The organism is Bacillus sp. ISL-57 (assembly GCF_018613135.1).
Taxonomy (GTDB): domain Bacteria; phylum Bacillota; class Bacilli; order Bacillales; family DSM-1321; genus Peribacillus; species Peribacillus frigoritolerans.
This window is the reverse complement of record NZ_JAGGQV010000032.1, coordinates 25149-44975: the sequence shown is the minus strand read 5'-3', so window position 1 is coordinate 44975 and position 19827 is coordinate 25149. Positions and strand designations below refer to the sequence as shown.

The window sequence follows — 19827 nt, the reverse complement described above, 5'->3', positions numbered from 1 at the left end:
AATGTAATAAAAAGAAACCTATAGGTTCATTCTCACTTAAAATAACAATCCGATGTTCCCCTTCTGTCGCCTCTAAAATCTTGTTTGGTAATGCAGTGAACTGCACTTGTTCTTCAGGAAGTTCAAAAGAATTTAATACATCTAAATATTCATTCGAAAAATGTTTTAACTCAACGTAATCAACTTTTTCCATAACCTTATTCCCCCTCAATTTATTTACAGATTATCATCCAAACATACAATTGTAAATTATTGTTAGTCAACTAACCTGCCCCTTTAGTTCCATAAAGAAAGAGCTGCCTTAAGACAGCTCCGATCTTCAGCTAACGCACCCGTTAGTTCATTAAGAAATTCAGTTTATAAGTCCTTTTAAATATGTTTTATGATATTTTTTTAAGAATCCCCAAACAATAATTAGAACCCCAAACACTACAAAGAACAAAATCGGCAGCTGAAAAATATCCATGTAATCTCCTAATGCCCATGAATTATTTGCTTCAATAACATTCTGGTAGGTATCCTTATATTCATATTGAACAATCCAATTATCCTTTGTACTCGCCACTGTTCCTAAATCATAATCATCGCTAACAATTCCTTCTTTATTAAAAATTTCATACGGATCTTCTATCATAAATGTTGCATACTGATATTCAATGGGGTAAGTGGTAGAAGGTTTTTGTGTTATATTAAATTCTTTCAACCAATCTTTTAATTGAGCGTTCTCTTCTGTGTTAAATATTGCAAGATAATTCAAATGATCCTTATGTTCGTCGAAAAGAGTTTGAATATCCTCTTTTTTGGAGTCAGAAATCACATCATCATCACCTACAATGGTTAACACATCGTTCATGATGATGCTTCTTTCTTCCTTGAAATTATATATTTCTAAGGAGGTATTTACAAAAATGATAGCTCCTAGCACAAGTGAAACCAATGAAAATAATAAGATATAACGAGCAAATCTCTTTTGTACACTAAAAAATTCTGATAATCCTTTAATCATGTGTTTTTTATCTCCAAAGTTTTCAATAGCCATTCTGCTCGCTTCTTCTTCTGATACTCCCTTTTCTTTTAACTCATGGGCAGCCTCTAATAAATGCGATTGCATTTCCTCTTTTAATTCGTCAATTTCATTTTTATCACCATCAACATTTCGATAAACAGAATTAACATACTCTTCAATTTGCTTCAATCTTTTCTCCCCCTTCCAAAAACGTATCGATTAATTTTTTTACAAATTTCCATTCCGAACGCTTTTTTTCAAATTCTTCTTCACCCATGGCTGTAAGCTTGTAATATTTTCTTCTTCCTCCTGGCCCTTGTTCATCCCCCCAGTAAGAAGAAACCCATTCATTCTTTTCTAATCTCTTTAAAGATAAATAAAGCGTACCTTCTTTTAATTCAAATTGGTCATCACTCTTTTCTCGGACGATTTTGGCTAATTCATAGCCGTACATATCCCTCCTATGTAAAAGAGAAAGGATGAGAGTGTCTATATGACCTTTCAAGACTTCCTTATTAATTTCCAATTTTCCCACCTCTTGGTATAAATATATTTTACATTACCTTATAATGCAAGGTATTCCTTCAAAAAAAACAGGTTGTTCCTTAATTAACTATCCTGCCCCGTTAGTTCCATAAAGAAAAAGCTGCCTTTTAAAGTCAGCTCCGATCCTAAGCTAAAGCATCCGTTAGTTAAATTAGAATAGTGATATTTCAATTCCCATTTATGTCATTGAAGATATATAAACCTACACCCAATATAAAAATAAGAATAAACACAATCCACTTTGTATAATACCAGCCCTTTATTCTATCAATAACCACAAAAAGAGTAATAATAATAATAAGAGATATACCCAAGGATACACCCAATGTTATCCATATGTTCCTATATTGGATAGGAAGTAATTCAGTTATTAGATAAAAACTTCCAAAAAAAAACAAAATGCCTGGAGGCTGCTTCCTTTTATATTTTTCAGTTCGTTTGGGGTATAATTCCATTTACTCTTAAACACCTCAACTATAATTCCTAAAGTGATAAAGTTCAATTAACTCATATTTTCTTCAACTCTTGCACCTGTTAGTTGGAACAAGCTACTTACATTTAATTACTGTACTTTTATTATATCATCTTAATGAAATAAACTGCCCCGTTAGTGCCATAAGAAAAAAGCTGCCTAAAAGACAGCTCTGATCTTAACACACCCGGTAGTTCAACAAGAACACAGCTTAATAATAGAGTTTAGAGTTTTATTTCAATCACTTATTAGTACAATTATTATTTTTCCCTAAGATGATTTAATAGTGCAATAGCTAATAAAATTATTGATAAGCCAGTCCCTGAACTATCAGGTCCTTCATCGAAGAAAATTGGAGAAACAAAGTGATTTAAAACTGTAATGATTACAGCAAATGTAACCAAAGAAATATTTGTTATCTTCAAAGGAAAAACCCTCCTATTAAGTATCGAAAGCAAGTAAAAATTCTCCTATTATAACTCTTATGGAACTATCCTGCCCCGTTAGTACCATAAAGAAAAAGCTGCCTTAAAGACAGCCCCAATCTTCAGCTAAGCACCCGTTAGTTCTATAAAAAACATTACGAGCCACTTGTAAATGCTATACCAAAAATACTACGAACCATATAAAAGCAATACCAAAATCTAATAACATCTGACTCTTATTTTCCTTTTTTAAAAAACTTTCAAATCCATCTATTATTGAACCAATTCCTAATAAAAGAATTATATATTTTATGAAATTAAAATTAAAATCATTAATTATAACTAGGATTAAAATTAAGCCCATTAATATTCTCATTAAATATCCAATCAGTATAAATGGTTTAGTACGTTTAGTACTTTCTCTTTTTTCAAAAAACAATCCCATTACATATTTCAACTTATTTGACACTAAATTTCCCCCATAAACTACAAACTGAATTTAATAAACTATACCATAAAGCAAAAGGGTCTTCGTCAACTAACCTGCCCCTTAAGTTGCATAAAGAAAGAGCTGCTGAATCAGCTCCTGGTAATGAAGTAAAGCACCCGTTAGTTCTATAAGGACACAGTAAAAAAAGTCCCTTATTGGGGCTGTTTTTATTTAGATAATATTAAATTAAATAAAAGCCTGTGACCAAAACAAAAAGGTAAATAAACATAGAGTATAGAGTTAAGATGTATTCCTTTTTTTCTCTTTTATATTTCCATTCCATGAAAGTACGAAAACTTAATGAAATAAGGAAGTACCCAATAAGCAAGGGGATAGTATTATCAACAAACCATATTAAGATAAGAAACGCTATTAGCATAGACATTTCAATCCACTTGTGATATTTATTAACACTTTTATAAAAATGACCCTCACTTTTACCAATCTTTAATTTCTTCTTCAACCAACGTTCAAACACTATTGCAATAATTAAAAAAGCTATAATAAAAATGATGTAATTTAACAAAAAACTCACCTGCCCTGGCTACCAATTATAAACTATTTAATGATGTGAATTATTTACATTGTTCCTTTTTTTAAGCGAAAACCCAGCAGCTAATAAAGATACTGTCGCTAAACCAACTCCAATAATCATAGAATAGTCGAAATAATTTATAAGTGCCATACCACTAGAAATAGCTACAATAAACAAAAGTAAAAAGAAAACCGTATAATTCTTTTTTATAATTCCTCACCACCCTTTAACTATATTACCAAAAAAATCAAAAAAACTGTTGAACTAAACTGCCCCGTTAGTCCCATAAGAAAAAGCTGCCTTAAAGACAGCTTTTTCTTATGGGACTAACGCACCCGTATTCTTTTATTATTTTGATTAATTTCAAGTGCCTTTATTAATGATTTTTTCAATGTTTCTATAAATTTATCGCATACTTCAGGCGATAGCATAGATAAAGACAAATAAGGATTTAAATCTTCGTGTTCAACTAGTAAAAGATTACCATTATTAGTTCGACAAGCATCTACCCGTTCAATTCCCCAATCTAGATTGTTCCATTCAACAAAACGCTGTGCAAATGATAAATCCTGCTTGGTTGGAATATACTCTTTTAGTTCCCACCTTTTGTATTTGTCTGGTGCATAAAGGGCATATTGAAACACTTTGTCAATGAAGTAGAAAGAAACCTCATATTCAAAGTTAACAAAAGGCTGTATTAAAGTATTTTTTTTATTTGAGTCAACTTTAATATCAAGCTTACTTTTAGAGACAAACTCAAAACCTATTGAATCTGCTCCATCTTTTGGTTTTATAATGTACTTTTCTACATCAGGTAAATTATCTAAATCATCCAAAGTGTCAATAGTTGGAATAACAGGGTACCTAGCTTTTGTTAGCTCAATTAGATACTCTTTCCCATTCATGTCACCTTTCCCATTAAAGGAATTGTAAGTTTTTAAATTATTAGAAACCACCCTATTACGAAATGCCTGATATTTATCCTTGTAACGTACAACCGGCCCTGCATTTCTAAATACAATTAAGTCAAAGTCTTTTTCAAACAATTCGGTGTCTTCAGGATGACAAATTACTACTTTATAATCTTTCCTTAGTTGAGAAGTAAGAAATAAATCTTCTTCACAGTAAACTCGTGATCCTTGCGCTTCATAATATAAGTCTGTTACAAACAACAATCTTTTCATATAACTCCTCCTGCTGATTATTTATATAGATCTGAACGAAATCTTAATTAGAATAGTGAACAACACATCTATGTATGTATTTATCTAATTTATTTACTAAATCCTAAAAAGTACCTAAAAATAAATAGTAACTATACATTTATCTTTAGGTGCTTTTTTAATAACCTAATAATTTATTTTGTCAAAAGTCTTTTTCTCTTAAACAAACCAAATAAAGCTTAACTCAATAATCTTCATAAAACTTGTTTGTTCTTCATCTGCCTGAAGTAATAGCCCCCTCCTAAACGAAAAGTTTATCCCCCTTTACAAAAAGCAAATTTACACTCATTACAAAAGACCCAAAAAGACATTTGTATATTGGAAAGTTTTATATACCGACTTTCTATATAGTACTATTTACATATAAAGATAAACAAGGTAATTTCGACCTATCTACACAAATTCCGTCATTTTATACGTTAAATTATTGTATATGTGTAAAAGAAAGATGGTTTTTATCAAAAGAATGTTAATTTGTCTACATCTACACGAGTAGCAATGCCAATTTGATTTCTGTATTCATCAAAAATTTTTAATTGTTCATTTCTTCCCCATTAAAAGTTTTAATCTCACCTTATAACTCTTCCCAATGCTTAATCAACTAATCTGCCACGTTAGTGTATAAAGAAAAAAACTGCCTTAAAGACAGTCCCGATCTTAAGCTAACGCACGTGATATTTCACAAGGTCTAAATAGCGTTTTATCCATTAAAGGGCGAAACAGCAACAATGAATGAAAAGATTATTGCTAATATTGCATCTTGTCTCGTAGTTGTTCTTATCAGTGGCATCCAGCTAATCTTACCCATTAGGCTAACAAGTCTTGCAATAATAAAAAAGATAACAAAAAAACTAAAAAACGTTCCAATCATAATATCACCTTGCTTCATTTTTCTTTTATTGTAACATTCATCTTCAACTATCCTACCCCGATAATTCCATAAAGAAAAAGCTCCATTAAAGATAGCTCTAATCTTCAGCAACCTTTATCAAAGGCTGTTTTCGTATAGATTGTTGTTTTTAGTTAAACAAGGAATGATATGCATTTTATGGTAATTTATACGGTATATTCAAAGAGCAGGTTGGTTAAGGAAGAATTTTTATATTTAAGGAGACAGCAATGAAGGCAAGCATACAGTTTAAATTAATGATTTCAATAGGAATAACATACATTCTTTTTGGCTGTTCAACTACGGATGAATGGAAAGAATCAGTTTCTAAATCTTCTCCTATTAGTAGTTTTTCTTTTTTGACAAGTCATTCTCCAAATTTTCTTCATATTGCTTTTTTCCTTCTATATCAATATCCTTTGATGTATTGGGTAATTTGTGTCACCTTAATAATTACTTTTGTTCTTGGGATTTACTTTATTCTAGCAATGATCTAACTCCTCTTTGATATGCTTCATTGAAAAGCTCTTCCCATACGGTTTAGATTGATCTAAAAATGCCTGAACTTGGCTTCTCCTTTTGCCACATCCAGACCAACAACTGGATTCATTGTTTTTTCCTCCTCTACTTACTAACCAGTACCCCTAGTCCTCCATGTAGTGTCATAGCTTCGCTTGTTATACGAGATCTGCGTCCCAACCAGCCTCAAACATGTTTCTACAAGTAGGGGGCCGGACAGTTTAGTTCACGGGATCAAGTCCCACGCACCCGTACGTCCTACCCTGGCTACTGATATAATAGATTCTATTAAAAAAAGGTCAACCAGTAATTTTTACTGGTCGACCTTATAATACGAACGCACCCGTTAGTTTAAGTAGATTTCTTCACAAACTTTTTAGTATTTCAGTTAATACAGGAATGCTGCCCCGTTAGTTCCATAAGAAAAAGCTGCCTTAAAGACAGCTCCAATCTTCAGCTAACGCACCAGTTAGTTCTATAAGTAAAATCTTGCCTCGGCAACCCAGGTTTTAAAACCTCTATCAGTAGTTTAAATAGGTAAATTTAAATTTTCTATCAATGAGTCATTAAATTCAGGAGAATGTTCAATACAAAAAGTATAATTATCCCTTTTTAAAAATAGTTTCTTAGAGTCTAAAAAAGAGTTATCTATTTTTTTTGAAAGGTCATTAATAAACTTTCTATTGGGTGTGCCGAATGTCACCACCATCTTTGGTGGTAATGCCTTCATAGCGATAGGGATCCAAGGTCTTTGTTTTGAAACAACTATTGCATGTGCTGTTCCACTAATTACGAAATTAAACATATCTTGATCTTTTTCCGTTTTCATTCCCAAGTCACTTTTCAACCAATCTCGAAAGCTTGGGACCGAATCCACAGGAAATCCAATCTCTCTTAAATACAGTGTTTTTAACATACCGGATGTGTTTATTTGATCCTCATTTACATAATCATGTGCAATAATTTCGAGTAGGTGACCATCACCATCACGAAAATATAGATTTTTTCTCCCATTCGTTTCGTCGATAAACTGGCCATGTTCTTGTCTTAAAATCAATAATCCTGATTGTTTTACAAAAGATGCTACTTCGTCAAATTGAGAATATGAAACTTGAAAAGCAAAATGCGCTGGAGGAATAGGTTCACACGCTTCTTTAAAACTTAATGTCGTATATGGCGTAAGCTGAAATCGAATAAAATCTTTATATTCAGATATAATGGGTAGCTGCAGGCGGTTAGCATAGCATTGTTTTACACCTTCTATAGAGACTGTTATTAATTCTAAATCTGAAAAATGAGTAATCAAATTCTTTCCCCCTGCTACATATAGTCTAGTTCTCTACACTAACTATTTTTTATATTCTGCCCGTGAGTGCCATAAGAAAAAGGATAGCCTCGCACCCCTTGTCAAACTCAAGCATACGTTACTTGAAGCAGAATCAGTTGTGAGCAGTATTTCGTCTATACCAATCCTCTAATGACATGTCTCCAAAATATTCCTCAAAGTCCAATCTTAAAGGAGCAATCAATTCAAGAGCATTTCCGTCTGGGTCATCAAAATAAATAGCTGCGTGAGCTTGTGGATTGTTATCAAGAACTAAAGGTTGTTGTTCTTCAGTTAAGTCAAAGGTTGTACGAACTTCGATTCCTTTACTATTTAACCAATCTTTTGCTGATGTCATGTCCTCTATATCTATTTGTAAAGCTACATGTCGTATTGAAGGATGGTACGGAATTTCTACATGGTTTGTTTCCCAAAGACCAATCCAACTTTTACCTTTCTCAATCCAGAAGAAAGCTAATCTATCATTTTGATATGCAATTTCTAAATCTAACTTTTTATAAAATTTTATTGAGTTTCCTAGATTACTTACAGGTAAATGTGCCTCGTAAAGACCCTTTATCATTTCTCGTCCCACCTCGTTATGATATCTATAAATTCCTTATATTTACTGTATCATACTAATATTTGGATTCTCTAGATATAAGCCTGAATGTACGAAGACACAAAGATAAGTACATTGGGGACATGAATTTGAGTACATAGAGTTATTAATCCACTCAAAACCGCGCCTATTCAATCTCTAACTGTTTTGAGATACAAAATCGAGTACATTATAACCAATACAGTTATTTAATTTATCTGTAAACACAAAGGGGGAGGCAATATCTATACCCTCCCCTTTTTTGAACACAACTTATTTTTTTAATCTTCTTGATTATTTTATAAAAAAGATTGATCATATTTGTGATCCTTAATCAACTAACGCACCCGTTAGTTTAAGTAAAATCCTTCACAAATTGATATCTATCCTAGAATTCAATACAACAAAAAGGTTCTAGAACCAAAGCCTTTTTTCGTTTAATTTACCTTTTAAATCCACCTTCTGAATGAATAATCTGACCTGTAATCCAATCTGCTTCATCGCTCACTAGGAATTTAATAGTTTTTGCAACATCTCTCGGTTTTCCTATTCTACCGAAAGGAAACATCGGTTTTAATTCATTTTTTATTTCCTCTGTCATCCACCCTGTATCAGTTGGACCTGGATTTAATGCATTAACCGTTATTCCTAAAGGGGCTAGTTCAGCCGACAATGTAATAGTTAGAGCATCAACTGCTCCTTTTGTTGTCGCATATGCTAATTCGCCAGGCATTGGTCCTTGAAACTGACCTGAAGTAATATTGACTATTCTTCCACCTGATTTCTTATTAAATCTTTGAGCAAATTTACTACTTAATAGTGTCGTTGCACGAACATTTACCATGTAATGTTTATCTAATTCATCGGCAGTTAAATTAGAAAAATCGTTGTTAGTTGAGTATGCTGCGTTATTAATCAAGATATCAGGATAACCAAGTTGTTCAGAAACTTTATTTATAAGTTGTTCAGGTGCATCATATTGAGTTAAATCCAACTCCATACATGATACCTTAACACCTTTTTTTATTAATTCCTCTTTTAATTTCATGGGCTCATCTAATTCAATGCTCCAAGGCATTTTTTTATCATATTCCGTCCAATAAGTAAAAAATATATGATATCCCGTTTCAGCTAACTCCTTACAAATAGCAGCTCCAATCCCTTTCAGACGGCTTACACCCGTAATAATTGCAATTTTCCCTTTTAATTGGTCCATTATAATATTCCTCCATTACAAAAGTAAATTTAAGTCTTAATACTTCACTAACCATTCATAACAAAAAGAATGCTTCAGCAACCTCTATTATTGGAGTAAAACATTCGTTAGCGAAATAAGAACTTTTTACCTTCTAACGAATACCGAATATTCCATTGGATTTTCGAATCCTAATCTTTCAGCCAGCTTTATCGACGCAAAATTGTTAACATCACAGTCCCAATTGGGTTTCAAATTTCTTTCAATACAATGTTCAATGAATATTTCTGCAACATTTTGAGCTAGGCCCATTCCTCTATACTTATTTTGAGTTGCAATATCAATTTCAGCAAATTGTGATGAACTAAATATAGATGTACACTCACTTACAACGGTATCATTATGTAACAAACAATAACCAAAACCATTCTCTAGAAAATTTGATACTGAACCCCAATATTCATTATAATAAGATTCATTAAATTCCAGACTTTCAGTAATTATTTTTTCATCTATTCTCTTTACTATAAAATCTTTAGGGACTTTTTCCTTTTTTATTGTTGAATATGTATCCTTATTAAAATGAAAAGAATATCTTTGCATTTGTCTTAACTCTTTTTCAAACAACTTATTTATAACTTGATCCCATTCTTTTGATGGAGAAAACAAAGTGAATCGCTTTTTATCATTTTTTCTACTTCTATAAATCTCTAAAAATATGCTGTTAAGACCATTGTTCATTTCGTCTCCACCAACAACAAAAATACCTGAATCAGTACCAACTAAAACTGTTTTTTTTAATTCATCCATATAAACCTGTCCAGGAATATAATTATTTAATACAGAGTAAGCAAATGTCGGATAAGTTTCTTTATCATTTATTTTCAGTAAATTTATTACCTTTTCAAATTCATTATTCATACACTGGTTCCCCTTTTGTTTTTTGCTATTCCTCATACTTTTTGCAATTTCCTTCTCACTAACTTGCCTCGATAGTTCCTGATGAAAAGAGTTCCAGAGCAACCTCCTTATTGAAGTAAAGCACCCATTAGTTCAATAACTGAATGGAACTCTATTAAAAAATTAATCAAAATAAACGGGTTCTTGAGGATTTTTTAAATTCCTAAATGCCATCTCAATTTGTGTTTTTGTATTCCGAGCTATTGATAACTTTGGTAGTTCATTTTCAGCAAAAAACTCAACTGCACTCGTTTCTATGCCTTTTACTGGTCGTCCGCCAATTATTTCACATTGGATAAACATTTTATAAACGTGATAAAGCGAAGGAGGATGCGGGTGACACTTCTTATCAAGTACACCCAACAATTTGATTGCTTTTACTTCAAATCCTGATTCTTCTTTTACTTCTTTAATTGCGACTTCACTTGGAGTTAATCCGATGTCACCCCACCCACCAGGTAGCGCCCAGCCACCATCAGTATTTTCTCTTACCATTAATATTTTATTGTCCCTAAAGACCACAGCCCTAATATCTACCTTAGGGGTTGCATAACCTGTTTCACTTGCAAATAAATCTTTTATTACTGTCCTATCCATATCTGTTTGTTGTGATAATATTTCAACGCTAATATTTCTTATTAATTCAAATCTCTCTAAGTCATAAACATCTTTTGAATAAGTAAGTCCAGCTTGTGCAATGGATTGAAGTTGTTTCGCCCAATCAAGCCATTTAGGTTCCATTTACATCACCGCCAATTTTTAATTACTAATATTACCATATATACCTCGATATTGATAAATTCTAACTGACTATCCAGCCAATATAGTTGCATAAAATAAAGCTGCCTTACAGACAGCTCTGATCTTCAGCTAACGCATCCGTTAGTTCAACAAGAATAGGTGATCATCTTTATCAGAATCGCCACCGTTAATTTTATTGCATTATTAGTGGTGGGTAACCTGCCTCACCCAAAAAATATGCGAATATTGTAAAGCCTAAAATAAGAAGTGCAATAATGATGACTGCAATCGATAAAATTAAGTTTTGTTGGCTTTTAACCGAGCATATACCAGCAATTAAACTTGATAACCCTATAAATAAACAAACGAAGGCGGCTACCATATTATTTATTTTTGGTAATAAAGTTCCAAAGAATAAAATAAAGAAAACTACTTGCAGACTAATTCCAAGTTGAGGAAAGTTTCGAGCCATTAAATTACCACCCTAACATTGATATTGAAGACAATTTCCTGAAAATTATACCATAAAACACCAATTCCTTATGGCACTAACCTGCCCCGATAGTTGCATAAGAAAGAGCTGCCTTAAAAGACAGCTCTGATCTTCAGCTAACGCACCCGTTAGTTGAAGAAAGATTTTTATTTCTTACCTCTTTTCTGTTCTAAAAATATAGAAAGACCAAGTACAATTATTGCAATTGACACCACCGTAAATAGCCAAAATAAGTCTATATCTGTAAAATACTCAATGGTACTTATTATCAAGTTTATAAATAAAAGTATGAATAGTAATACATCTTTTTTTGTTAGTTTCCTTTTTTCAAAAAACAAACCCATTATATTCACCGCCTATGGTTTAAAAACTAATCAAAATATAACACATTATTCTTCCACTAAACTGCCCCTTTAGCTGCATAAAGAAAAAGCTGCCTTAAAGACAGCTCCGATCCTCAGCTAACGGACCCGTTAGTTCAAGAAGGATCAGATTCTATAAACTGTTCATAATATTTTTTAGGGTTACTTATTTTGTTTTCAATGAAAAATTCAGCCTGGTTTTTAACCATATCAATATAGTCACTATCACTTTGACCCTTACGAGTATTCTCGATACTGCCGTCAACCTTAACATAATTTGATTGTACATTTACAATTACCGTCATAATTTTCTTATCTTTAAACGAAACTGTTCCTATAACTTCTTTATTTTCTAAATCAACAGAAGGATAGTCCACTGTTATCCCAGAGGATTTGAACACAGTAAACCCTGGTATTGGTACCTTTGGTCTAATATATTTAAATGTAATATAAAGACCAATACCAACAATCGGTATCAACAAAATTTTCAAGACAAGCGAACCACCCATTACTGTCCTCCTAACAACAATTCTCTTTCCTAAATAATACCATAAAGTTAGAGTTCCTTCTTCAACTAACCTGCCCCGTTAGTGCCATAAGAAAAAGCTGCTTTAAAGACAGCTCCGATCTTCAGCTAACGCACCCGTTAGTTCATTAAAGGCTGTCGAGGGTTTCTCAACAGCCTGAGCCAATCAATGTATTAATGATCGGCTTTTTTCTTACCAGAATCTCCAAATAACCAAAGTAAAAGTGAAAGAAATGCTACGAAATAGAATGCGTATGCTAAATTCCCTAACCAATTTATCGTTTGTCCCCTGAAGTATTGCAGACCAGAGCTTGCAAGATACTTGAGTATGATACCCACTATACAAATAATGAAGAATCTTTTCTTTGTTATTGCCATAAATTCATACCACTCCTATTCTTTGGCGGGCAATCCAACTAACCTGCCCCTTTAGTTCCATAAGAAGTAAACAACTTTATTATTTTTTATATAACTATATTGTAAATTAAACATCTATATTATAACTGCACAAAACCTTGATAAATGAAAAAGGGTGCTACTTAATTAACAGTAGCACCCTTTTTTCTTACCTTTTAGATTCTCTATAACCAGCAGACTTTGCTTCTCCTTCAGTACAAAAAGTCTGTTCTGGATTTGTCTTGTCATAGAATTGTCCACCTGGTACATGGTAGATTTTTTCTCCCGAGCTTGATGTATTACCTTTAATATTAAGGCATGCTTTTTCAGTTTTCGCCTGATCTGCTTCCTTTTTATCCTGTTCTGCCTGTTGTGCCTTTTCTTGTTCCTCTTGTTCTTTCTTAGCTTGTTCAGCTTTATCCTTTTCTTCTTGTTCCTTTTTAGCTTGTTCGGCTTTTTCTTTTTCTTCTTGTTCTTTCTTAGCTTTGTCCTTTTCTTCTTCCTTTACATTGACGACTTTATTATCTACCTTTTTATCGGAATCATCTTCATCGGTACCACCAAATAGTGCAACACAGCCCCCTATGAGTACTATTAAGATGAAACCTAAACAACCGCAACCACCACAGCCCCAATACCACTTTTTCTTTTTCTTTTCTTCGCCTTCTATAGGTATTGCAACCTTTTTCTTATCTTCCTTTTCTACTGTCATAACTATGTATCCCCTTTAAGTAACTAACTTTCCTTTGAATATAGCATAGTATTTTAATAAATAGGTAATCAGTCTGAGATTTTCCAATTTAATTTTGCGAAATTTTTTTCCGGAAAAACGGATATACAACGTAAAGAGGTACTCTGTTAAATAATATTGTTGATAAAAGAATATAAATTGAGGACCTCAAATCAGGTCCTTGATTTTGTTCCTATTTAAGCTACTCCGCCCATCAAATGTCACTGTTTTCCAAATCAAGCGAGTAGGCTTCCGATATATAGTGTGTAACTTTTCTAGGGGAGTTGTATTTGTCATTCTTACTAAATATAGTAAGTCCAACCTCGTGTACATCAATAAATGTATCGACCTTTTCAAAATCAAGGTTTTTAAATTCAGTAGGTTTATCCCAGCTTCTTGTTGGAACTAAATTCCCTTCAGAAAGTCCCTGTCCAAAGAAAATAAACACGCTCAATCCATTTAAAACTAAATCAACCGTACAATCACAAATTACTTCTAGTGTGTCAACCGAATCAACTTTGATAATAAAACCGTCAGAAGCAAATTTGTAGGAAGGGATTCTCTTTTCTAAAATAATCCTTTCAATGTGTTCAAAAATCACAGATTCCAGCACAAAGAAAACAGGAAAGCTTAACATATTTTGAATCAACGTAAAAAGAAAGTCAGTTTCTATGTCTCTAATTCCAACATCGATTGATTTAAATATATCTTTGGGAAGGGCAAAATCATTTATTATGCTATCGTGTGAGCTCTGAACGAAATAATCTTTTTTCAAATTCTTCCCTCCTACTTAGGTTATTTTTAAGGCAAGCTATAACTTAAATGTCGATAATCTTAATTTATCATAAGTAGCATCGGTGGATAACAAGCACCTATCAATAACCATTTTGCTTAACGTTGTAGAATCATTACGGAATCTAATTAAATCCAGGAATTGAAACCAACTCAAATAATGGTCGAGGTATTTTGTTGCCACACCATTAAAACGGTCCATCCAACCTTTCAGACGGCTGTGATAGTTATTGACATTTTGGATATGGTAAAGCCCTTTTACACGTTCCTTCCCATCTGATTTGAAGGGGATAGTGCTCCAATCCTTTATCTTTTGCATAGGTTTTGAAAGCCCGCCAAGCATCTGTACAAAGGGTATTCGATTTAGATAACTTGGAGCCGATTGCTTTCTCTAATCGTTTAACATAGCCTTTTCAATAATAGATTTATTTAATCCTACTTGTCTTATGCAACTAACCTGCCCCTTTAGTTCCATAAGAAAAAGCTGCCTTATAGACAGCTACGATTTTCAGCTAACGCACTCGTTAGTTGAAGATGATTTAAATTATTTTTTTGATAACTTCTACAATTTCATCCCTTGTATATAACAATTTATTTTTTATAATTTCAGAATCGTGATCTAAAATGCAACAGACAAAACCGTTCTCGAAGACTAGATTCACAGGTGCAATTTTATTAGCTAAACTACACCCTAAATCCTTGGTTTTATGTAAACCTCCAGAAAGTCTTGCACTAGTATAAGTTTCCTATTCACTTTAGGAAAAAGTACCAATTACCTTATTTCCTTCAGTTTAAGTTCCGTCACGGATATTAACGTAAAACCTCGTGCAGTCTCTCAGCAAACTTCTTATGAAGCTCTGAATTGTAGCCCCCATGATGCCCAGGAAACTCCACAAAATTTGCTCCTAGTTGTTCCGTTAATGCTACCGAGCATCCATAAGCAAAAAATTCTCTTGAAGCAATGCCACCGGCTGGAATTACCTGCATCGATGAAGATTTTAATGCAGTCTTCAATGTATCGATATCTAGTGAATAGTTTATAATTCCCGGGATTTCATGTTCAACAAAGTAAGTTGAATTACTTAAAAGACGCTCTGTTATCACATCCTTCGATTGCTCGGAATTACTTGTGTCCCTTTCCGAATTTGACAATAACTTTAAGACTTCACTTTGATGATTATTCTTAAGGGATTCCAAGAATTGCTTTGCCTGTACGAGCTCATTACCGATTAATAATTGTAATAAAACTGGTTCGTGTGGTATCAATATTCGTATTTGCTCCGGGTGGCGCATGGATAAATCGAGTCCGATGACTGCACCAGAGCTGCTTCCAAATACGTACGCCGGTTCATCAGTCAATTTAGCTAGCAGGCGGTGAGCATCGTCACTATGTGTCTTCACCTGGTAATTCTGAGTTTGATTGAAGAGACTACTGCGGGAATGTCCACGGCGATCATAGGTAACAACTGTGTACCGGTTAGCAAGATTGTCTGCGACAAATTGGAATTTATCTGCATCTCCACCTCCACCATGTATCATCAAAAGTAGAGGACCAGAGCCACGTACTTCATAATAGAGTGTCGCCCCAGACACTGCCAAAGTCCCTTTCCTGATTCCAAGCATCTATAACTCCCTCTCCTATTTTTCTTTTCCCTTTTAGACATTACATATATACCGATGTCGTAATTCTATATATTCTTGGGTAACATTTATAATTCCTTCTTCAACTAAACTGCCCCGATAGTGCCATAAAGAAAAAGCTGCCTTAAAGACAGCTTCGATCTTCAGCTAACGCACCCGTTAGTTTAAGTACAGTTCTTCACAATCTTGCTAATGGAATATAAAAAAGGCGACCTTCCTCTTGAAGAATCGCCTCCGTTACTAAAATATCCTTACTTTTTTGCTTTCTTGAAAATTTAATCAAGAACACAATCAATGAAATCAATAGTACAAATATAATAATTTGAAAACCTACATCAAACCAGTTAATTTGGCTCCCAACATTAATTACTTCATCCAAACAAAAATCCCCCCAGTAATACTTAAATAATAATATGGCAACTTAAATTTATCCTACTTGTGTCCCCCTTTTCAATTTAGAATTATTCTCAATATCCTCGTTTTCTTCTTCTACAAACCTGCCCCTTTAGTTCCATAAGAAAAGGAGCTGCTGATCAGCTCCGGTAATGAAGTAAAGCATCCGATAGTTAAAGAAAGACATACCTAATGAATGAATTTCCAGTTGTAAAAATGAGTAATACACCACTACCGATGAAAACAATCCGCCAGAACCAATAACTACCTATAAAAGGTAAAATATCAATTTTTCCTTCTTCAACTTCCTTTATACCCTTATACAACCACTTGTACTGAAACAAACCAATCCATAGAAAAATAACTCCCGTTACAAAAACAAATGAACCACCTATCATTTCCTCCATTTCATCGAACTCCCTTTTTCATCCTACCATTATCTTAGTATATATTACTCTTCAACAAATCTTCCCCTATTGTTGCATAAAGAAAAAGCTGCCTTAATGACAGCTTTGATCTTCAGCTAACGCACCCGTTAGTTCATTAAAAAAGCGATTCTTATTAAAGAATAGCGCCCGATTGTTAAACTGTCTTACTTCATGCTTTATTTTCACCAAATAAGAAACGCAAGATCAATAATAAAAGTGAATATTAATCCATTAGCTGTCTGTATTATAAAACTAACCAACAACTTTTGATAAAGATTGATATAAGTGCTGCCCGAGTTTGGTGTTCTGGGTAGCCAATGAAATAGATCTCTTTTTCCCGAAGTTAGTAATCGGTAAAGCGAAAAGCTGTTGATGACCAATATGCTTAGCCATCATTTCAGGGACAATAGTTATTCCCATTCCAGCCGTTACAGCTCCAAAAATAAAGTCACCAAAAGCTACCTCGCTTATTATATTAGGCTTTTGACCCAACGAATACATTTGTTCGATAATACGCTTCCTTGTATCACAAGGGGCTTGATGAACAATCAGTGGCTCTTCACACAGTTCAGCTAGATCAACCGTTTTTCGCGATTGAAAACGATGACCTAAAGGAAACACCGCATAGTAAGACTCCTTAAACAATTCACAACTCCACAACGAATCTTTTATATACAGTGTATCAAGAACGACTGCGTCGAGTCTTCCTTCTTGTAATGACTGTACCAGTTCTTCAGAAGTGTTTTGAATCATTAATGTCATAGGTCTATTTAAAAACTGAATTCCCTTGATCCTTGAAGGTAAATAGTAAGTTGCCAAACTAGACAAACTTCCTATTGCTATAGGAGTCGTCCGGTAAAATTGTCGTAACTCTTGACGAACCGCGTTAAGTTCGGCAATGACAGGTATAATACGATTGTGGAAACGCTTGCCAGCTTCCGTCAGTTCAATACCTGTAGAAGTCCTATGAAACAATACTACGTTAAGGTCATTCTCCAGATTGCGAATATGTTTGCTCAATGCTGGCTGGGAAATGTTAGTTGATTTAGCGGCCTTTGACAAACTCTTTTGTTTAACTGCTTCAGAAAAGCTTTGCAACCACTCTGTATTCATTAATTCCACCCCAATGGGTATAACCATTGGTTATACCCTTATAAAATAATGATTGTTCCATTCCTCTTATCCCTCTGGTAATATTTCTAACATCTTAACTCATTCTAACATACACATTGTTTTAGGGATCAGAACATGGATTCCCTAATGTCAAAACAATTGCAATAGCCTAGGTCGATCAATCTATCAAATATACATGTTTATATACGAGGGGGGTCCATTTATGAAAAAAGTTATATTATTGTCAATTGGTATGTTCGCCTTAGGGTTTGATGCCTACATAATCGCAGGTATCATCCCAGGAATTAGCGATACTTATCATAAAAGTGCTTCTCAGGTAGGGCAAGCTGTCAGCGTGTTTACTTTGTTTTATGCTGTATCTGCTCCGCTCTTTTCGTCTCTTCTCGCTGGAAGACCGATAAAAAAAGTATTGTTATGTTCTATGTTAGTTTTTGGAGTATCTAATGGGGTAACAGCATTGGCTTCTAATTTTTCCATCTTCTTATTATCAAGAGCAATAGCTGGTGTTGGAGCTGGTTTATTTTCACCTTTGGCTATAGCAGGGTCAACTCAATTAGTTCCAAGTGAAAAAAAAGGCAGAGCAATAGGTTTAACCATAGGAGGCATGAGTATGGGGACAGTATTAGGTGTCCCACTAGGCCTTTACATCTCTAACTTATTTGATTGGAAACTAGCCATTTGGTTTGTTGTCATACTCAGTTTTATTGCTGCTTTAACTATTTACAAGTTTCTACCTGAAGTACCTGTTTCTGCACCTCCAGCTATGAAAGAAAGATTATTAATGTTATTAGATAAAAGAGTCACTATAACCGTTTTAATCACTTTTTTTGCAAGTGTGGCTAGCTTAGGTCTATATACCTATTTAGCACCATTGTTACAGGATCTTACATCTTCAAGTGAACTAACAGTTTATTTATGGGTATGGGGGGTAGGAGGATTATTTGGTAGTCTGTCAATTGGTTATTTAATTGATCACTTTAAAAAGACTAAGTCTCTACTGACAATAATTTTAATTACGTTGATTCTATCTATAATATGTATCCCTATAATGATTAATTTATCAATAGTGAAATACTTACCCTTTTTCATCTGGGGAGCAATGGGATGGGCAGCTCAGGCGCCCCAACAACATATTTTGTTGTCTTATCACCCAAAACAAGGAAGTACAGCAGTAGCGCTGAATAGCTCAGTTAATTATTTAGGTAGTGCTGTAGGGGCCACATTAGGCGGATTAGTATTAGCGATGGGAATAGGAACCATATCATTGATTTATTTTGCCATTATTTCTACAGGGATTTCCTTAAGTCTTCATTTTTATAGTATGAAAGGTATGTATAGGGTGAGGGAGAGTAGCAGGAGCCTTAAGTAATAGTCAATACTTACAAAAAAGCCCAAGTGCATGCTGTACCTAATATGAACAATTGGCGCTGATCCTTATTTCGGATACGCGCCCGTTTGCGGAACAACTTTATCGACGCGATTACAAATTTCACTGGCGGTATGTCAAAATCCATCAATTATTGGCCCAACAACTATTAATTACCCTTAATTTATTTGATTTTCTCCGCCAACTCTAAAATAATTCCTTCTGGTCCACGACAGTAGCATAACTTATAACTTTCTTCATAGTGTTGTATCTTTACTAAAGACTTCCGTACCTTTCTTTTTCAATTTGGCAACAACAGCTTCAATATCTTCAACAGCAAATGCAATATGCCGGATACCCAGGGTATTTGCATAAGGTTGCTGAATTTCTTTTTCATCTGAGGGCGTATAAAATTTAATTAGCTCTATCCATGCCTGACCGCCTGGCTTCCCCAATCCTACACATGCTACTTTAACGTCATTAAGCCCACTCATCTGATCCATCAACTCTCCTTCCATTTCCCATTCCCCTTGCACTTCAGGATAGAAAATTGGGTCTGAAACTAAACTACGGAGTTTTTGGGGTTAAAAGGTGCTCAAGCAACTATATTGTCGAAACAAAAGTACTTTGATTTAAAGAA

Annotated in this window: 23 protein-coding genes and 2 pseudogenes; 1 reads left to right on the top strand and 24 read right to left on the bottom strand. The window is 33.9% G+C overall.

Annotated features, from left to right (window positions below; all coding sequences use genetic code 11):
- From J7I90_RS25485 to J7I90_RS25375, 23 genes and pseudogenes are all read right to left on the bottom strand, one after another.
- Nucleotides 1-193 (bottom strand): annotated as a pseudogene (locus J7I90_RS25485) (GNAT family N-acetyltransferase); the annotation flags it as partial.
- A gap of 159 nt (nucleotides 194-352) precedes the next feature.
- Entirely contained in the window at nucleotides 353-1195 is an 843-nt protein-coding gene (locus J7I90_RS25480) for a permease prefix domain 1-containing protein (RefSeq protein WP_214774477.1), read from the bottom strand.
- Nucleotides 1182-1532 carry a PadR family transcriptional regulator gene (locus J7I90_RS25475; protein ID WP_214774475.1) on the bottom strand — a complete coding sequence of 117 codons (351 nt, stop codon included), beginning with the start codon at nucleotides 1530-1532 and terminating at the stop codon, nucleotides 1182-1184. The genes J7I90_RS25480 and J7I90_RS25475 overlap by 14 nt, the downstream gene beginning before the upstream one ends.
- A gap of 752 nt (nucleotides 1533-2284) precedes the next feature.
- Nucleotides 2285-2449 carry a hypothetical protein gene (locus J7I90_RS25470; RefSeq protein ID WP_214774474.1) on the bottom strand — a complete coding sequence of 55 codons (165 nt, stop codon included), beginning with the start codon at nucleotides 2447-2449 and terminating at the stop codon, nucleotides 2285-2287.
- Between the two features lie 175 nt (nucleotides 2450-2624).
- Nucleotides 2625-2918 carry a hypothetical protein gene (locus J7I90_RS25465; RefSeq protein WP_214774471.1) on the bottom strand — a complete coding sequence of 98 codons (294 nt, stop codon included), beginning with the start codon at nucleotides 2916-2918 and terminating at the stop codon, nucleotides 2625-2627.
- A 202-nt stretch (nucleotides 2919-3120) separates the two neighbouring features.
- Entirely contained in the window at nucleotides 3121-3417 is a 297-nt protein-coding gene (locus J7I90_RS28200) for a DUF4181 domain-containing protein (protein WP_214774469.1), read from the bottom strand.
- Between the two features lie 383 nt (nucleotides 3418-3800).
- Complete coding sequence (locus J7I90_RS25455) at nucleotides 3801-4658, bottom strand: ATP-grasp domain-containing protein (RefSeq protein WP_214774467.1); 858 nt, start codon at nucleotides 4656-4658, stop codon at nucleotides 3801-3803.
- Nucleotides 4659-5397: 739 nt separating this feature from the next.
- Entirely contained in the window at nucleotides 5398-5679 is a 282-nt protein-coding gene (locus J7I90_RS25450) for a hypothetical protein (protein ID WP_214774465.1), read from the bottom strand.
- Nucleotides 5680-6634: 955 nt separating this feature from the next.
- Entirely contained in the window at nucleotides 6635-7411 is a 777-nt protein-coding gene (locus tag J7I90_RS25445) for a VOC family protein (RefSeq protein ID WP_214774463.1), read from the bottom strand.
- Nucleotides 7412-7544: 133 nt separating this feature from the next.
- Nucleotides 7545-8012 carry a VOC family protein gene (locus J7I90_RS25440; protein WP_214774461.1) on the bottom strand — a complete coding sequence of 156 codons (468 nt, stop codon included), beginning with the start codon at nucleotides 8010-8012 and terminating at the stop codon, nucleotides 7545-7547.
- Between the two features lie 460 nt (nucleotides 8013-8472).
- Nucleotides 8473-9246, bottom strand: coding sequence for an SDR family oxidoreductase (locus J7I90_RS25435; protein ID WP_214774459.1), 774 nt, complete (start codon nucleotides 9244-9246; stop codon nucleotides 8473-8475).
- A 126-nt stretch (nucleotides 9247-9372) separates the two neighbouring features.
- Nucleotides 9373-10146, bottom strand: a complete 774-nt coding sequence (locus tag J7I90_RS25430) for a GNAT family N-acetyltransferase (protein WP_214774457.1) — start codon at nucleotides 10144-10146, stop codon at nucleotides 9373-9375.
- 162 nt (nucleotides 10147-10308) lie between these two features.
- Nucleotides 10309-10926: an NUDIX hydrolase gene (locus J7I90_RS25425; protein ID WP_214774455.1), complete on the bottom strand. Its 618-nt coding sequence runs from the start codon at nucleotides 10924-10926 to the stop codon at nucleotides 10309-10311.
- Between the two features lie 193 nt (nucleotides 10927-11119).
- Complete coding sequence (locus J7I90_RS25420) at nucleotides 11120-11398, bottom strand: alpha/beta hydrolase (RefSeq protein ID WP_214774453.1); 279 nt, start codon at nucleotides 11396-11398, stop codon at nucleotides 11120-11122.
- Between the two features lie 499 nt (nucleotides 11399-11897).
- Nucleotides 11898-12290 carry a hypothetical protein gene (locus J7I90_RS25415; RefSeq protein ID WP_214774450.1) on the bottom strand — a complete coding sequence of 131 codons (393 nt, stop codon included), beginning with the start codon at nucleotides 12288-12290 and terminating at the stop codon, nucleotides 11898-11900.
- Between the two features lie 191 nt (nucleotides 12291-12481).
- A complete protein-coding gene (locus J7I90_RS25410; protein WP_061465007.1) occupies nucleotides 12482-12685 on the bottom strand; it encodes a hypothetical protein in 204 nt (67 codons plus the stop codon).
- 187 nt (nucleotides 12686-12872) lie between these two features.
- Entirely contained in the window at nucleotides 12873-13415 is a 543-nt protein-coding gene (locus J7I90_RS25405) for a sunset domain-containing protein (RefSeq protein ID WP_214774448.1), read from the bottom strand.
- Between the two features lie 232 nt (nucleotides 13416-13647).
- Nucleotides 13648-14208, bottom strand: coding sequence for a hypothetical protein (locus J7I90_RS25400; RefSeq protein ID WP_214774446.1), 561 nt, complete (start codon nucleotides 14206-14208; stop codon nucleotides 13648-13650).
- 36 nt (nucleotides 14209-14244) lie between these two features.
- Nucleotides 14245-14623, bottom strand: a pseudogene (locus J7I90_RS25395) (IS1595 family transposase); the annotation flags it as partial.
- Between the two features lie 412 nt (nucleotides 14624-15035).
- Nucleotides 15036-15848: an alpha/beta fold hydrolase gene (locus tag J7I90_RS25390; RefSeq protein WP_214774444.1), complete on the bottom strand. Its 813-nt coding sequence runs from the start codon at nucleotides 15846-15848 to the stop codon at nucleotides 15036-15038.
- Nucleotides 15849-16044: 196 nt separating this feature from the next.
- Nucleotides 16045-16245, bottom strand: coding sequence for a hypothetical protein (locus J7I90_RS25385; RefSeq protein ID WP_214774442.1), 201 nt, complete (start codon nucleotides 16243-16245; stop codon nucleotides 16045-16047).
- Between the two features lie 187 nt (nucleotides 16246-16432).
- On the bottom strand, nucleotides 16433-16666 hold the full coding sequence (locus tag J7I90_RS25380) for a hypothetical protein (RefSeq protein WP_063235820.1): 234 nt from the start codon (nucleotides 16664-16666) through the stop codon (nucleotides 16433-16435).
- 273 nt (nucleotides 16667-16939) lie between these two features.
- Nucleotides 16940-17800: a LysR family transcriptional regulator gene (locus J7I90_RS25375; RefSeq protein ID WP_214774440.1), complete on the bottom strand. Its 861-nt coding sequence runs from the start codon at nucleotides 17798-17800 to the stop codon at nucleotides 16940-16942.
- A gap of 223 nt (nucleotides 17801-18023) precedes the next feature.
- Here J7I90_RS25375 and J7I90_RS25370 point away from each other — a divergent pair, with 223 nt between their 5' ends.
- The gene (locus tag J7I90_RS25370; protein ID WP_214774438.1) at nucleotides 18024-19190 is read left to right on the top strand and encodes an MFS transporter; all 1167 of its coding nucleotides are present in this window, start codon (nucleotides 18024-18026) and stop codon (nucleotides 19188-19190) included.
- Nucleotides 19191-19444: 254 nt separating this feature from the next.
- On the opposite strand, the gene J7I90_RS25365 is transcribed toward J7I90_RS25370, so the two are convergent.
- A complete protein-coding gene (locus tag J7I90_RS25365; RefSeq protein ID WP_311381019.1) occupies nucleotides 19445-19705 on the bottom strand; it encodes a VOC family protein in 261 nt (86 codons plus the stop codon).
- Nucleotides 19706-19827: the final 122 nt, after the last annotated feature.